This is a genomic window from Flavobacterium luteolum (assembly GCF_027111275.1).
Taxonomy (GTDB): Bacteria; Bacteroidota; Bacteroidia; order Flavobacteriales; family Flavobacteriaceae; genus Flavobacterium; species Flavobacterium luteolum.
Genome location: NZ_CP114286.1, coordinates 514711 through 529106, shown reverse-complemented (window position 1 = coordinate 529106; position 14396 = coordinate 514711). Strand labels below are relative to the sequence as shown.

Below are 14396 nucleotides of genomic sequence, written 5' to 3'. Positions count from 1 at the left end.
TCTTTGCGTTAAAATTTATGCTCAAAGTAAAGCAACTTGAAACCTGAAACCTGAAACAAAACAAACTATTTACACTTTGCCAATATTTCCTTTACCTCTGTTTTACAACTTCCACATCCTAAACCTGCACCTGTATTTTTGCATAATTCAGTGAAATCATTAACACCACTTTTAATGGATTCTTCAATGTTTCCAGCCCCAACCTGACTGCACGAACAGACTAATTTACCTAAAACGGGTTTTGCGTTTGAACTTCCTCTCAAAAGCGTATTTCGTTTGTCTGATAATTCGATTTTGCTTTCAATCATCGTTTTGAATTCGGCGAACTCATTTTTATCTCCCATTAAAATGGCACCAACTAAAAGATCGTCTTTTACGATGCACTTTTTGTAATAACGTTTTTTTAAATCGGCAAAAACAATTTCTTCGTACGAATCGTCATTTTCAGGAATGGTAAGGTCGCCAATACTGCAAAGATTAATGTCTTCTAATTTTAGAATATTCATTAAAATCGAACCTTTGTAATAACTGCTAATATCGCCAGCAAGGAAATTCGCTAGAATATCAGCTTGTTCTTCAGCTGCAGAAGTAATTCCGAATAACTTATTATCAAATTCTGCTATTTCTCCAATTGCAAAAATATCCGGATTTGAAGTCTGCAAATACTGATTGACTTTTATGCCACGTCCGCAAGCTAAACCGCTTTCACGAGCAATTTCAATATTCGGAATAGTTCCAATCGTGTATACAATTGCATTTGCCGTTATGATTTTCCCACTTTTTAAAGCAATTTCGATTTCATTCGGATTATCAGTTTCGAAAACCGTACTGACTTCATTGTCAAAATAAATTTGAATATCACGAAGCTGAACTTCTTCGGCCAATAATTTGCTTGAAATTCGGTCTAATTGGCGCTCCATTAAACGTGAAGCCCTTTGAATTATAGTTGTTTTTACTTTTTTATGTTTTAAAGCTGCGGCCAATTCTAATCCTAATAATCCGCCGCCGATAATGACAACGTGCTGTTCTTCTGGCGGAAGATTAGTGCTGTCCAAGTGTTTTTTCAAGCGATCAGCATCTTCTTTTCTTCTAACGGTAAAACGTCCAGGAAGATGAAGCTGTGCATTTTCGGGAACGAAAGGACGGCTTCCAGTTGCTATAATCAAAGAATCGAAAGTATGGATTTCACCTTGACTATCTATAATTGTTTTTTGTTTTGGGTCTAATTTTTCAATTGCCACTCCAGCTTTCATTGTGATTTTCAACTTACTGAAAGCTTCCCCATCTTTTACCTTTAAAAGCTGTTCCCAACTGAATTCTCCCGTCATATATTCAGGAAGTAAAACACGATTGTAAAACGGATTTATTTCATTCGAAAAAACAATAATTTCATCGGTTGAATTGAATTCACGATAGTTTTGAATAAATCGAAAAGAAGCTGCTCCAGCGCCAACAATCGCGATTTTCTGGAATGGTTTTACATATTTTTTAATCGAAACGGTTGTGAACTTAAAATCAGGTTCTTTTGAAATTGGATCGACAACCGTATTCGTTAAATTATTCGTTCTATTCAAATCATTTTCGAGCTGTTTTCCCCAATGCATTGGTAGAAAAACTACTTTTTCTTTGATTGTATCGGTGACTTTCGCTTTTACACGAACTTCTCCATTTTTGCTTGAAACTACGACAATGTCACCATTTTTAATATCGTTTTTAAAAGCATCAATCGGATTTATTTCTAAAACTGGACTTGGAATATGTGTTAACAAACGAGAGACTTTCCCAGTTTTGGTCATTGTATGCCATTGATCGCGAATTCTTCCCGTTGTTAAAATAAAAGGAAATTCATCATTTGGCTGAACCGATGTGTTTTCGATAGAAACCGGCAGATTAAAAATTGCTTTTCCAGATGGCGTATAGAATTTTTTATCTGTAAATAATCTTGGAGTTCCTGGATGATTATAATCTGGAACTGGCCATTGAAAAGTGCCTTCAGTTTTTAAACGATTATAATTTAAGAATGAAATATCAATATTAGTGTTTTTAGTAAGCGCACAATGTTCTTTGTAAACTTCTTCGGCACTGTTGAAATTGAATCCGTTGAAATTCATTTTTTTAGCAAAACGAATCAAGATTTCAATATCAGGAAGTGCTTCTCCAGGTGCATTGATGCCTTTAGGCAGATAAGAAATACGACGCTCCGAATTGGTCATTGTTCCTTCTTTTTCTAACCAGCCCGCAGCAGGCAATAATAAATCAGCAAATTTGGCTGTATCGGCATTGTGAGAAATATCCTGAACGACTACGAATTTAGCATTTTGAAGTGCTTTTTCGGCTCTTCTAGAATCGGGTAAACTCACTAACGGATTTGTACAGATTATCCAAACCGCTTTCATTTTTCCTGATTCTAAAGCTTCAAACATTTCCGTAGCTGTTAAACCCGGTTTATCTGAAATCTCGTCAACACCCCAAAAATCAGCCACTTCTTTGCGATGTGTTGGATTCGCAATGTCTTTGTGCGCGGCTAAAAGTGTTGCCATTCCGCCAACTTCGCGTCCGCCCATTGCGTTGGGCTGACCTGTTAATGAAAATGGTCCAGAACCTGGTTTTCCGACTTGCCCTGTTAATAAAGATAAATTCAGCAATGCTGTATTTTTATCTACTCCAACTGCACTTTGGTTTAAACCCATTGCCCAAAGCGAAATAAAACCTTTTGCTTTCCCAATAATATCGGCGGCAAGTTTAATATCGTTTACCGAAATTCCGCAAAGTTTAGAAGCTTTTTCAAGAGAAGTTCCTAAAACTAAATCTTTGTATTGTTTGAAATTTTCTGCGTGATTTTTAACGAAATCATGATCTACATATCCTTTTTCGATAATTCTTCGCGCAATGGCATGATATAAAATAATATCTGAACCAGGAATAATCTGCAAATGTAAATCGGCAAAAGCGGCCGTATCGGTTCTTCTGGGATCGATACAAATTATTTTGGTTTTCGGATTTTTCTCTTTGTGTTTTTCCAATCTTCTGAAAAGAATAGGGTGACACCAAGCCGGATTTGCTCCTGTGATTAAAAAAGTGTCCGCCAACTCAATATCATCATAGGCAATGGGAACAGAATCTTCTCCAAAAGTCTTTTTGTAACCCACAACTGCCGAACTCATGCAAAGACGCGAATTGGTATCGATATTATTCGTTTTCAGAAATCCTTTAACTAGTTTATTAACTAAGTAATATTCCTCGGTTAAACATTGCCCAGAAATATAAAAACCAACGCTATCTGATCCGTGTTTCTTTATAATAGAGGAAAAAACAGCAGCAGCACGGTCTAGAGCGGTATCCCAACTTACGCGTTCCAGCGGATAGGATTTGCTCCCGCGCATTTCGGGATATAAAATTCGGTCAGAAGTATCGTTGACTACGTAATGCAAATTCATTCCTTTTGAACATAACATTCCTTTGTTTACAGGATGATCTTTGTCGCCTTCTACCATCACGCCGTTTTTAGCATCATTGGTCACGATTATACCACAGCCAACGCCGCAATAGGAACACGTAGTTTTGATCTTCGTAGTTTGCATTAGAGTTCTATTTAGAGATACTACTTTATAGTGATTGGTCTGACTTTAGAAAAGTACTTATGCAAAAATAAGTATTTTTACGTATTAATACTTATTTTTTAGATTTATTTTTCTAATTTTGATGAAAATAAATGAGGTACAACAAATTAGTTTTTAATCTGCTAAAAATTAGGACTCATGAAAGAAGAGCAAACCATTTGTTATTCCTGCGTCAATGAAAATTGTTTTATTAAGAAACATCTGCATTTAGAACAGATGGCAGGTTATATTACTAAAAAACAGAATATAATCTGTAAAAAATCGGATCAGTTTATTACCGAGGGTTCGTCTTTACAAGGACTCTATTTTATTTGTAAAGGAAAAGCCAAAACAGTAAAAACAGGAATTAACGGTCGTGAACAAATTGTTCGATTGACCAAAAATGGAGATATAATTGGCTTTCGCGGATTTGGAACTGGAAAAAAATACTTAATTGGCGCTTATGCTTTGGAAGATACAGTTTTGTGTAATTTCAGCAATGAAACAATGCTCGAAATTTTGCAGCATATTCCTGAATTTACGTATGCGTTGATGCTATTTTATGCCGAGGAATTAAATAAAAGCGAAAATAACATCCGCAAAATTGCACACATGAATGTTCGCGAACGTGTAATTGATTTATTGCTTTATATTCATCGCAAGTTTGGACAAAATAATGGCTTGATTGATATTGAGCTTTCGAGAAAAGAAATTGCCGATTTTGCAGGAACTACAGAAGAGCAGGCAATACGTATTTTATCAAGTCTTAAAAAAGAATCGCTGATTAAAACTGAAGGAAAGCGTGTTGGGATTTTAGGAGTTTCAGAGTTGAGATCTGAAATTATGGAGCATAAGTATTTTTAAGATTCTAAGGTTTCTTATTGTAGAGACGCTTTCTTTGCGTCTCTACGTCGAGTGTGATTTATTTTTTTCTGCCAATAAATCGAATTACAGAACCAGTTCCGTTGTGAAATAAACCTTCGTTGAGTTCAATTTCTTTTTCTTCTAATTGGATGATTTCATAATTAGGAAAATCAGCTTTGATTTCTTCTATTGAAAAAAGAGATTCGATGTCTTTTGGCCCGCCAACTTTTTCATTTTTGGTAACATATTCTAAATGCTTTTTACTGAAAGCTTCAAAAATAATAATACCACCTTTTCGTAAAAGTTGATTCAGTTGTTTGTGAATTTCCGATTTTATCGCAGCTGGAAAATGAGCATAAATTAAAGCTATCGCATCAAATTGTTCCTCCTGAAAATCTAAAGTTTCCAGTTCGCCAACTTGATAATCAAGTGAAACATTATTGTTTTCTGCTAAACGAAGCGCTTTGTTTCTTCCTTCTTCACTTATATCAAATGCTGAAACTTTCCAGCCTAATTTAGCTGCAAAAATGGCATTTCTTCCTTCGCCTTCGGCAGGAAAAAGGATTGTTCCGAGATTTAGTTTTTCAAGTTCTTCTTTTAAATAATTGTTAGGTTCTTCGCCGTATGCGAATTCTTCGCTTTTGTAACGGTCGTCCCAACGTTGAGTCCAGTTGTTCATGGTTTATATATTGAATTTAATAATTAAAGGTTTGTGGTCACTGTACAACGTCCAATCTTTGTAAGCGCCAACTTCGACGCTTTCTAAAACTTCCATAAAATCATTTGAAGCAAAGCAATAATCAAGATGATAAGGTTTGTTTTCATGACGATACAAATACCAAGTAGGATGTTCTTCTTTACCTTGAATTTGATTGAAGTATTTATGATAAGTGCTGAAAATATTCTTTTCGGCTAGTTTGTTTACAACCGTTGTATGATTTCCTTCTCGACGGGGTTTGTCCCAAATCGTATTGCTGTTGAAATCTCCAATTAAAATGGTTTTAGTTTCTTTGATTAAATCTTCATAAAAATGAATTGCTTTCCAAATTTGAGTTATATAAGCGCCCTCTTTATCTGTAGGATTATTGGCCCAAATAGCAAATAAAGTAAAGTCAATTTTTCCGCCTGTTACGGCAATTGGAAGGATGTTTTTGAAATCTGGTTTATGGTATTCTAACAATTGAAATCTATAATCTCCAAAGGAAAAAATACCAATTCCTTTATTAGGATTTTCGCCGTACCAAAGAATATCCGAAGGTAATTTTGTGCCATCTGGGAATTTGAGTTTTTCAGGACTTTCACACTCAGAAATTACAGCAATATCAGGATTCAAAGCTTGAATATATTGAGCTTTTTTTCTGAATGCCATATTGCAGTTCCAAGCGATTAGGTTCATTTGGTAAGAATTTAAAATTTGAGTCTAATAATATTCCAAAAGCTAAATTTTCTTTTTGTGATATTTTCTTCAGGTATATATTCTTTGATTTCTATTTTTTCCCGATCTGTAACTACAATTCCGAAATGATTTTTAAAATTTGAATTGATGTGTTCAAATTTTCCCAGAGAAAGCATCTTTTCATTTATTCTAACACCATCTGCATAATCTTCGTAAATTTCAACAGGTAACGGCTGATAATTTGGTGTGGATTTAATAAAAATTGAAAAAAAATAAGGATCTAAATCACCAAACTCAAGACCGAAAGTTAATGGAACTTCAATTGTTTGTCCTGTTTTTTGATTTTCAAACCAACAATGAAATCCGTGAAAAAAATATTTCCAATCACCCATTTTTCCACGTCCTCTTTTATCACCTTTCAATTTATTAAAAGCTAATATGGGATAGTTTTCAAACATTGTAATTTTAAATTGTTTTGCTAACTCAAAGATTAGTTTCCTACCTAATTCTCTATAATCCTTTGCACAGTTTTCGAAGAAATCTTGATGTTCTTCGATTTCTTGATTTGTAATTAGTTTAGCAATGTTAATTTCTGGATTTAAAAGATGAATTCCAACTTGAAATCCTTGTAGTTCCTTTTTAAAATTTTGACCAATAGTTTCACGTTGATTTTGAACAGAATTCCCGAAAATAATTTTCAAAGTTATATTTCTAGGTATGCGTTTTATTGCTTCCAATGAAGGAATTTGATCAATTGAGTTTATTGTTATTATTTCTGTATCTCTTTTCAATATCCGGAATTCAAATAATTGATTCAAATTATCATTTTGATCAATCAAATATATTAAAAAAAGATGTTTATGCGATTAATAAAAAAAATACCCTTTCTCAAAATAGAAAAAGGGCAGTTTAAATATTTAGATTTCTTTAATCTTAACCAACAAATTTTGTTTCACCACTGTTAATGTCGATTTCAGCAAAATTATGTTTTCCGATAACGATAAGGAGCTTGTCTGAATTGTAACCAACATATCTAATTTCAGGCTCTCCTTTTTTTGGTTTTCCGCAAACAGAAATTACATTAGTTTGCCATTTCAATTTGCTTCTTTTGTAGGCAGAAATGGTTTGTAAATCGTTCTCGACATAATAAACAATGTTGTTTTTCTTGATTCCTCTTTTTTGCGTTTTAGCAAAGTTTATTTCTGAATTTTTAGAAATTAAGGCGTCATTGTACTTTTGCGCGATGCCTGTTTGCGTGACAATAAAAGTCACCAAAGACAATTTTAGAAATGGTTTCATTAGGATAGAATTGGGGGTTCATAATCGCCTCAAATATAAGTATTAAAATATATAATTGTACTTTAGAATGTTAAAAAAAAATTACCCTTTTCCGAAATAGGAAAAGGGTAAAATATTTGAGTTAATTTTAAAGAAAAACTATTTTTTCCAGCTAAAAATTCTCGGGTTCACAGAAACCATTAACCAAGCCCAATTGTTGGTGTGATTTGCATCTCCGTTTTTGATAAACTCCATAGTTTTAGATCCGAACATTTGAGAATAACCTCCTGTAACAGTAATATCTTTTTTGAAATTATATCCAAAAGTTGCATCAATCTCAGTTCCTAAGTAAGAATCCATTTTTTCGTTAACATTCACTACATCAGCTGCAGATAAAAATACGTGTGGAATCAAAGCAAATTGCCATTTGTTTACATTGTAATTCAATTTTAAGAAAGCGTCTTGTAAACCAACGTTTTTTAAATGATTTCCAACATAAAAATAATCCATGTAACCGTTAAATCCGTGGTTGGTTCCAAAAATTGGGTTAAAAGACTTAATTACCGTGCTTCCGTCATTTGAATCTTTTCCAGATAAAAATTCGTAACCTAAGCCAGCTTTAAACGAATCAGTTATGCTGTAAGTAACGTTGGCAGCAGCATTCCAGGCACTAACTTGCTGATCGGTGCTTTTTCCAGTTTGTCCATACAGCCAAAAACTGGTATCAATTTTATCTTTTTTATAAGTTAAATAGGGACCAAAAGTTTGCATGTAATCTACCAATAGTTTTGTAGAAGGAGCAGGATCGGGAGCATATTCGTAGCCAGTATTAAGCAGTAAAAAGCTCGCACCTAATTTTTCGTTAAATTGGTTATGGTACCAAGCATATTGCATTGCTTTATAATTGGCAACGGTATATGGAGTTTGAACAACATTTTCTGCTGTTGAATTGTAAGCGCCTCCAAAATCTAATTTTTGAGTTTCATCATGAAAAGAAACCGTTAACGCATCGTGGCTTTGACCTTGCTGTGCCCAATCCATTTCACCCAAAATACGCTGATTATCATAAGAAAGAACCTGACGCCCTATTCTGGCACTCCATTTTTCAGTGAAATTATATTGTGCCCAAGCTTCGAAAACAGCCACTCCATTTTTATCGGCAACCGTAGCAGGAGGGACATCTCCCCATGTTCTTGTATTTTGGAAAGTTAATTTTAGAATTAAATCGTCTTGTTTGAAATTGATTCCTAAACGAGAACGCTGTGAAATTTGAGAGGTTCCTTTTTGTCCTTCTGGAAGAAGGGTTTTGTAACCGTTACGATATTCAAAACGTGGTCTAATTTGTAGGTTTACATCTAATTCTTGGGCTTGCATTTCAAAACTTAATCCTACGATAAGTAATAAAATTAGTTTAAGTTTCTTCATAAAATTTTTTGGTTTTTATTGAAAGTAAATTTATAAGAAAAAGCCAGTATTTATTATGATTTCAATCATAATTCTAATTTTTTTTTAATCTAAGTCTAATATGCTGGTTCTAATTTTGCTTTACTTACTTTAATTTGTTTCTCTTTAGATAATTGTGTTATAGTATAATGCATCCAAACCAGGCAGACAGTTGAAAAGATTAGAATAAAGATCCATGAACTTGACCAGATTCCGGTTGCTGTTAGTAAATATCCAAAGATAATGGGGCCCAAGAAACCGCCTAAACCGCCAATCATTCCGACCATTCCGCCAACAACGCCAACTTCTTTTGGGAAATATTCTGGAATATGTTTGTAAACTGCCGCTTTTCCGATTCCCCAAGAAATCCCGATTAGAATTACTAGAATCAAAAACACCCACATATTAGCATCAAACTTAATTACAGTTACACCTTTTGCAATTAGTTCTTTTTTAGCCACGCTTTGATTGTGTGCGACTACTACATCTTGCCAGCTTGAAGTGGTTGGAAAAATAGTGCTTTCATTTGTCGTAGCTTTCTTTTGTGCAATAGGATATTCTTTATCACCAACTTTTACGGTTTTATCACTGATTTGATTTACAACGCCTTTTTTAGCCGCTAATATTCCTGGGCCAGAAGTGGTAATTTCCATTTTAGGAATTGATAGCAAAGCACTTAAGATTACCGAGGAACCCAGAACCCAATACATCACTTTTCGAGCTCCAAATTTATCAGACAAATAACCTCCAAAAGCTCTAATTACTCCAGATGGCAAACTAAACATAGTGGCAAATAAACCTCCCATTACCAAACTTGTTTGATACACGTTCATAAAATTTGGCAATAACCATTGTGAATAAGCTACAAAACATCCGAAAACCAAGAAATAATAGGCTCCGAAACGCCAAACTCTTTGCGATTTTAAAGGGGTAAGCATTTGCGAAATAGATTTACCGTTGCTTTCTATTTTTTTGTTTTGAGCGAAAATTAAAAACGCAACACCAATTGCAACCAATGAAATAGCGTAAATAACAGGCAGAATTTTCCAACCATTTTGTGGATCATCAATTGAAAAATGGTTTAATAACGATGGTGCTAAGAATGTTGTAATGGCTGCACCAGCATTTCCCATTCCGAAGATTCCGAGTGCGCGCCCTTGCCATTCTTTTGGATACCAAATTGAAGTATAGCCAATTCCGACTGCAAAACTGGTTCCAACCATTCCGAAGAAGAAACTAAGTACGGCAAACATAAAAAAACTGTCGGCGTAGGGAAGAAGGAACAGCGGAATCGAACTTAGAAGCAGTAATAGTGAAAAAACATATTTTCCTCCAAATTTATCTGTTAGGATTCCGATTGGCAGACGCATTATAGATCCGGTTAAAATTGGAATTCCTAAAAGCCATCCGACTTGAATAACATCCCAATGGAAAATTCCATTATCGACTAAAAAGGTTACCAGAACCCCATTTAATGTCCAGCAGGCAAAACACACAGTAAATGCCAATGTGTTCAAAAATAAAATTTTGTGTGATTGCGATAGTGAGTTTGTATTTTTCATAGCACTTATATTTTTATGTAAAAATAAGTACTATAACTTAGTTAAAACCTGCTAAAACGCAGTTTTTGAAAAATAATTACGTATTTATACGTATTTTTTAGATTAACGAATACTCAGCCGCTTTGTTTGAAAGTTCCATTAGGTTTTTTACTTTCAGTTTTTTCATTAGGTTAAAACGATGCACTTCGGCAGTTCTTTTACTAATATCAAGAGCTTCGGCGATTTCTTTGTTTCCTTTTCCTGATAAAAGAAGTGTTAGGATTTCTTTTTCTCTTTTCGTAATCATCATTTCTTCTCCCAAGGTTTGTTTTGGTTCTAATGATACCGAAGAATTAGTCAATTGTCCAATTAATATAGAAGAAATATCTCCACTGAAATATTTTCCGCCAGCAGCAACACTGTGCAATGCCTTTAAGAATTCTTCTTTGCTTGAGCCTTTTAATAAATAACCGTCGGCGCCTGCTTTAATCGATTTCAATACATATTCTTCTGATTCATGCATCGAAAGCATGATGATTTTTACGTTGTTATTCTCGCTTCTAAGTTTTTCTACTACTTCGATACCAGTTAAGTTGGGCATACGAATATCTACTATAAGTAAGTCTGGCTGCGTTTTTGCAACTACTTCCAGAGCGTCTGCACCATCGATTGCTTCACCTACAACCTCGATGTTTGCTTCATTTTCCAGTAAGGATTTGATTCCGTCTCTAACAAAAACATGGTCATCTGCCAATACTACTCGAATGATATTGCTCATAGTTTACTTAATTTTGATTCTCGATTTTTACGTATATTCATCTAAAAAGAAGATGCTAATATACGTACTTTTTTTAAAATTAAATTCCAATATTAAAATTTCTAATGTTGGGAATTTTAAATTTCAAGGATAAAACTCTAGATTCGGAGAAAGTTTTACATCAAGTTTGTCATTTCGAGGAACGAGAAATCTCCACAAGAAACTCCACAATCTAAATCGCCAATCTTTATAGAGCTACTTGTGGAGATTTCTCGTTCCTCGAAATGACAAATAGTACTTGATGATATACTGAAACCGATTGCCCGCGAGAGGGATAGGAGCAATCCGCCTCGGCGGAGCGGATAGCCCGACAGTATTAGGAAGAGTGGGCGTATATAGACAAAGTTAAATTGCCCACTTTTTCTAATACTGGCTCGCCCAAATTAATTAGATAATTAGTTAATGTGGCAATTAGAAAATTAGGGAATGTGTCATTTAAGAATTAGATAATTTTTTACGCTACTTTAAGTAATTATCAAATTATCTAATTGACTAATTTTCTCATTTAAGAATCGGAATATTGAACGTAATTCTGGTTCCCTCGCCCGGGATTGAGTTCATGAAAACGCGTCCGTTGATGTATTGGATTCTTTCTTTCATGAATAAAAGTCCCATTCCAGATTCGCTGTTGCGTTTTTTGTCGACTGAATTTACGTCGAAACCTTTTCCGTTATCGTCAACAATAATACTTAGTAAAGTTTCACTGTGCGAAAGTTGTACAATAATATGTGACGATTCGGCGTATTTTATGGCGTTGTTGATGGCTTCTTGCGTGAGACGATAAATGTTGATTTCGATTAGAGAATCTAAACGCTGATCAAAATCGGTTTTGTTGTAGAAAAGAATTTCTTTTCCTGTAAGTTTTGAAAGTTCCTGCGTGAGTTTTGCCAAAGAAGAAACGATGCCGTGATCGCTTAATTCTGGTGGCATTAGGTTGAAAGTTGCCGTGCGGACACCTTTTATAATATCTAAAGAAAGCTTTTTTAAATACTCAATTTTTTGTTCTGATTTTTCTCTGTCGTCTAAATTAATGCTTTCTAAACTGAATTTTAAACCCGTAAGCATTTGGCCAATTCCGTCGTGAATTTCTTTGGCGATTCGGTTTTGTTCGTTTTCCTGATTTTCAACAATTTTACTCGAAATAATCTTTTGCTGATTGATTTTTTCGGTGGTATTTTCAAGATTTAAACGTTCGACTTCTCGTTGTGCTTTTTTGCGTTCGGTAATGTTGAAGCAGACAATTAAGAGTTCTAATTCGTCTTTTTTGATCATAACCGGAACCATTGATAAATCTAGCCAAATGGTTTCGTTTTCTTTGTTTAAAATACTGATTTCGCCTTGCCAGCCACTTCTTTGTTTTTCGAAAATTAGTCTGTCAAAATTGGCTTGTTCTTTTTCATCAACAGTTAAAACTTCGGAGAATTTTTTGTTGGATGAAAACTTGGTATAATTCAGCAATTTAGCAAATTTTTCACCAATATGAATGATCGAACCATCAGGCGTAATTCGGCAATACAATAAAGTATTTTCCATTGCATAATTGAGCGATTTTAATTCTTTAACCGAATTTTCTTTGATTTCGCTAAGGATTTCTGTGTCGTATGCGAGCTTTAAAGCTTTCTTTTCGGAAGATAAAAGTCTTGTAATTAATCGCTCGATTTTCTTATTTGTAGGTCTGAAAATGAAAAAGAATTCTAAAACCAGAATTAAAAGTGTGAAACCGAAAATCCAATATTCTATTCGGCGTTGTTCGGTTACTTTTTCGTGCGCTTCAAGATCGTATTGGGTTACGATTTGATTCATTTTTGAAAGGAAAATGCCTTCGTTTTCTAAAATAATCTGAACCAATTTTTGATTTTCAGAAACCGATTTTTTTTGCTGTAAATTCAATAAAAAAGCCTCTGTAGTTTGTGCAATTTTATTGAAAATCGGATTAATTTCAAGATATAATTTAGAAAGTGTTTCCGATTTTTCTTTTGGAAAAGCCAAGCTGTCATTGCCGTTTTCGAGTGCATTTTGGTTTTTCTTCCAAAGTGATAAGACTTCGTCTAAATGCGAAATTTGTTTTGCAGAAACGGTATCAGAAACATAATGCAGAATCAGAACTTCTTTGACGATTTTCTGGCTCAACATTCTTTGTTTACCAGAAAAATTGATAATCTTAGAATCGCTTAATTGCTGATTAAGATTGTATTGTACTAAAAACTGACTGATAATTATAGTTAAGGCAATAGTAAGAAGCGCAAAAAAATACAGACGACGTAAATTTTTGAATGTGATTTTTTCTGCAGCTTCCTGATTGCTTTTCTTCATATCTTTTTTACAATCCTAAAGAAGCTTTTATCAAGTTTAAGTTTTCTTCAGAATATTTGATCTTTAAGGCTTCTTGGTGTCCTTTGTCGGACATTTTATCCCAAGTTTTTTTGATGATGTTTTTTAGTTTTTCTTCGTCGTGTTTATGTACGAAAGGTTCTAAATAATATTCTAAAAATACCAGACAGATCACGTCTTCAAGTAATTGGGTTTCATGATCTTTTTTAAGTAATTTTTTCTCTATCAAAAATGAAACACGATCGATAAAAGTTTGATCGTAACCAGCTTTTTTCAGAATTTCGGCGGTAGTTTTTGCGTGGAATTTTTTTAATTCTTCTCTCCATTTCAAATAACCCACACGATCCATTGGGTAAGATTCACGAGCTACTTTCCATCGGCAGATGTGTTGTGCTTTTGATGCAATTTGGATTTCTTCGGAGGCATTTGGTTCAAATTGCATTAATCTTTCGTACATCCTGTTGGAGTACAATAATTCTTTTGGATATTCTTGGTTTTGGTCGATTTCAATATTTGGGTCTTGAGCGTTTTCAGCATCAATCCATTCGCTTGCTTTTTGAAAAGGTGTAGTCATTTTTTGGTTTGATAATAGAATTTCAAAGATACGGAATTAAGTAGAAAAGTAGAAAGTCAAAATTCGAAAGTGAGATGAAAGAAGCAAGAGGCAAGATTTTGAAAAACTTTATTACCTTGTCTCTTGCTTCTTGCTTCTTGGCTCTTTAAAAGTCTAATCTACAAATCCAACAAAAACTTCGTTATCAACAATCTTAACTGGATAAGTTGCAATGTTATAGTCTTCGCCATTTAGGTTTGAACCGTCAACTAAAGAAAATGTTTTTTTATGCATCGGACAGGCAATTTTCGGAATATCATCGGCAGAGCCTGTCATTCCTCTTGAAAGCACCATTTCCATTTTATGCGGACAGGCATTTTGACACGCATACCATTCGTTTCGGCGCGTAAAGTTGAAAATAGCGATTTGTTTGTTTTTGTATTTGATGCATCCGCCTCGGTTGGTCGGGAAATCTTCTACTTTACCAGCTTTGAACCAAATTGTTGCATCGCTCGCATGAACTGTTTCGTATTGATTTAAGATTTCTTCCATTTTGATTAAGTTTTGATTTCCT

12 protein-coding genes are annotated in these 14396 nt (G+C 34.2%); 1 reads left to right on the top strand and 11 read right to left on the bottom strand.

The features are described from left to right. Positions 1-65 precede the first annotated feature (65 nt). Entirely contained in the window at positions 66-3581 is a 3516-nt protein-coding gene (locus tag OZP10_RS02000) for a nitrate reductase (protein WP_281633276.1), read from the bottom strand. 177 nt (positions 3582-3758) lie between these two features. Here OZP10_RS02000 and OZP10_RS01995 point away from each other — a divergent pair, with 177 nt between their 5' ends. Next, on the top strand, positions 3759-4463 hold the full coding sequence (locus tag OZP10_RS01995; RefSeq protein ID WP_281633275.1) for a Crp/Fnr family transcriptional regulator: 705 nt from the start codon (positions 3759-3761) through the stop codon (positions 4461-4463). A 58-nt stretch (positions 4464-4521) separates the two neighbouring features. On the opposite strand, the gene OZP10_RS01990 is transcribed toward OZP10_RS01995, so the two are convergent. From OZP10_RS01990 to nirD, 10 genes are all read right to left on the bottom strand, one after another. Continuing rightward, the gene (locus OZP10_RS01990) at positions 4522-5142 is read right to left on the bottom strand and encodes a class I SAM-dependent methyltransferase (RefSeq protein ID WP_281633274.1); all 621 of its coding nucleotides are present in this window, start codon (positions 5140-5142) and stop codon (positions 4522-4524) included. 3 nt (positions 5143-5145) lie between these two features. Continuing rightward, a complete protein-coding gene (locus tag OZP10_RS01985) occupies positions 5146-5859 on the bottom strand; it encodes an exonuclease/endonuclease/phosphatase family protein (protein WP_281633273.1) in 714 nt (237 codons plus the stop codon). Between the two features lie 11 nt (positions 5860-5870). Next, positions 5871-6650, bottom strand: coding sequence for a DUF6896 domain-containing protein (locus OZP10_RS01980; protein ID WP_281633272.1), 780 nt, complete (start codon positions 6648-6650; stop codon positions 5871-5873). Positions 6651-6792: 142 nt separating this feature from the next. Then, on the bottom strand, positions 6793-7158 hold the full coding sequence (locus tag OZP10_RS01975; protein WP_281633271.1) for a hypothetical protein: 366 nt from the start codon (positions 7156-7158) through the stop codon (positions 6793-6795). 138 nt (positions 7159-7296) lie between these two features. Then, positions 7297-8562 carry an alginate export family protein gene (locus tag OZP10_RS01970; RefSeq protein ID WP_281633270.1) on the bottom strand — a complete coding sequence of 422 codons (1266 nt, stop codon included), beginning with the start codon at positions 8560-8562 and terminating at the stop codon, positions 7297-7299. 95 nt (positions 8563-8657) lie between these two features. Then, the gene (locus OZP10_RS01965) at positions 8658-10142 is read right to left on the bottom strand and encodes an MFS transporter (protein WP_281633269.1); all 1485 of its coding nucleotides are present in this window, start codon (positions 10140-10142) and stop codon (positions 8658-8660) included. Between the two features lie 97 nt (positions 10143-10239). Continuing rightward, positions 10240-10899 carry a response regulator transcription factor gene (locus tag OZP10_RS01960; RefSeq protein ID WP_281633268.1) on the bottom strand — a complete coding sequence of 220 codons (660 nt, stop codon included), beginning with the start codon at positions 10897-10899 and terminating at the stop codon, positions 10240-10242. A 540-nt stretch (positions 10900-11439) separates the two neighbouring features. After that, entirely contained in the window at positions 11440-13251 is a 1812-nt protein-coding gene (locus OZP10_RS01955; RefSeq protein WP_281633267.1) for a PAS domain-containing sensor histidine kinase, read from the bottom strand. 7 nt (positions 13252-13258) lie between these two features. Beyond that, a complete protein-coding gene (locus OZP10_RS01950; protein WP_281633266.1) occupies positions 13259-13843 on the bottom strand; it encodes a DUF4202 domain-containing protein in 585 nt (194 codons plus the stop codon). Between the two features lie 153 nt (positions 13844-13996). Further along, complete coding sequence (gene nirD, locus OZP10_RS01945) at positions 13997-14374, bottom strand: nitrite reductase small subunit NirD (RefSeq protein ID WP_281633265.1); 378 nt, start codon at positions 14372-14374, stop codon at positions 13997-13999. Between the last annotated feature and the right edge of the window lie 22 nt (positions 14375-14396).

What these genes read in the sequence shown, in the direction of transcription:
- OZP10_RS02000 (WP_281633276.1), bottom strand. Translation starts at nt 3,581, where the DNA reads ATGCAAACTACGAAGATCAAAACTACGTGTTCCTATTGCGGCGTTGGC.
- OZP10_RS01995 (WP_281633275.1), top strand. Translation starts at nt 3,759, where the DNA reads ATGAAAGAAGAGCAAACCATTTGTTATTCCTGCGTCAATGAAAATTGT.
- OZP10_RS01990 (WP_281633274.1), bottom strand. Translation starts at nt 5,142, where the DNA reads ATGAACAACTGGACTCAACGTTGGGACGACCGTTACAAAAGCGAAGAA.
- OZP10_RS01985 (WP_281633273.1), bottom strand. Translation starts at nt 5,859, where the DNA reads ATGAACCTAATCGCTTGGAACTGCAATATGGCATTCAGAAAAAAAGCT.
- OZP10_RS01975 (WP_281633271.1), bottom strand. Translation starts at nt 7,158, where the DNA reads ATGAAACCATTTCTAAAATTGTCTTTGGTGACTTTTATTGTCACGCAA.
- OZP10_RS01970 (WP_281633270.1), bottom strand. Translation starts at nt 8,562, where the DNA reads ATGAAGAAACTTAAACTAATTTTATTACTTATCGTAGGATTAAGTTTT.
- OZP10_RS01965 (WP_281633269.1), bottom strand. Translation starts at nt 10,142, where the DNA reads ATGAAAAATACAAACTCACTATCGCAATCACACAAAATTTTATTTTTG.
- OZP10_RS01960 (WP_281633268.1), bottom strand. Translation starts at nt 10,899, where the DNA reads ATGAGCAATATCATTCGAGTAGTATTGGCAGATGACCATGTTTTTGTT.
- OZP10_RS01955 (WP_281633267.1), bottom strand. Translation starts at nt 13,251, where the DNA reads ATGAAGAAAAGCAATCAGGAAGCTGCAGAAAAAATCACATTCAAAAAT.
- OZP10_RS01950 (WP_281633266.1), bottom strand. Translation starts at nt 13,843, where the DNA reads ATGACTACACCTTTTCAAAAAGCAAGCGAATGGATTGATGCTGAAAAC.
- nirD (WP_281633265.1), bottom strand. Translation starts at nt 14,374, where the DNA reads ATGGAAGAAATCTTAAATCAATACGAAACAGTTCATGCGAGCGATGCA.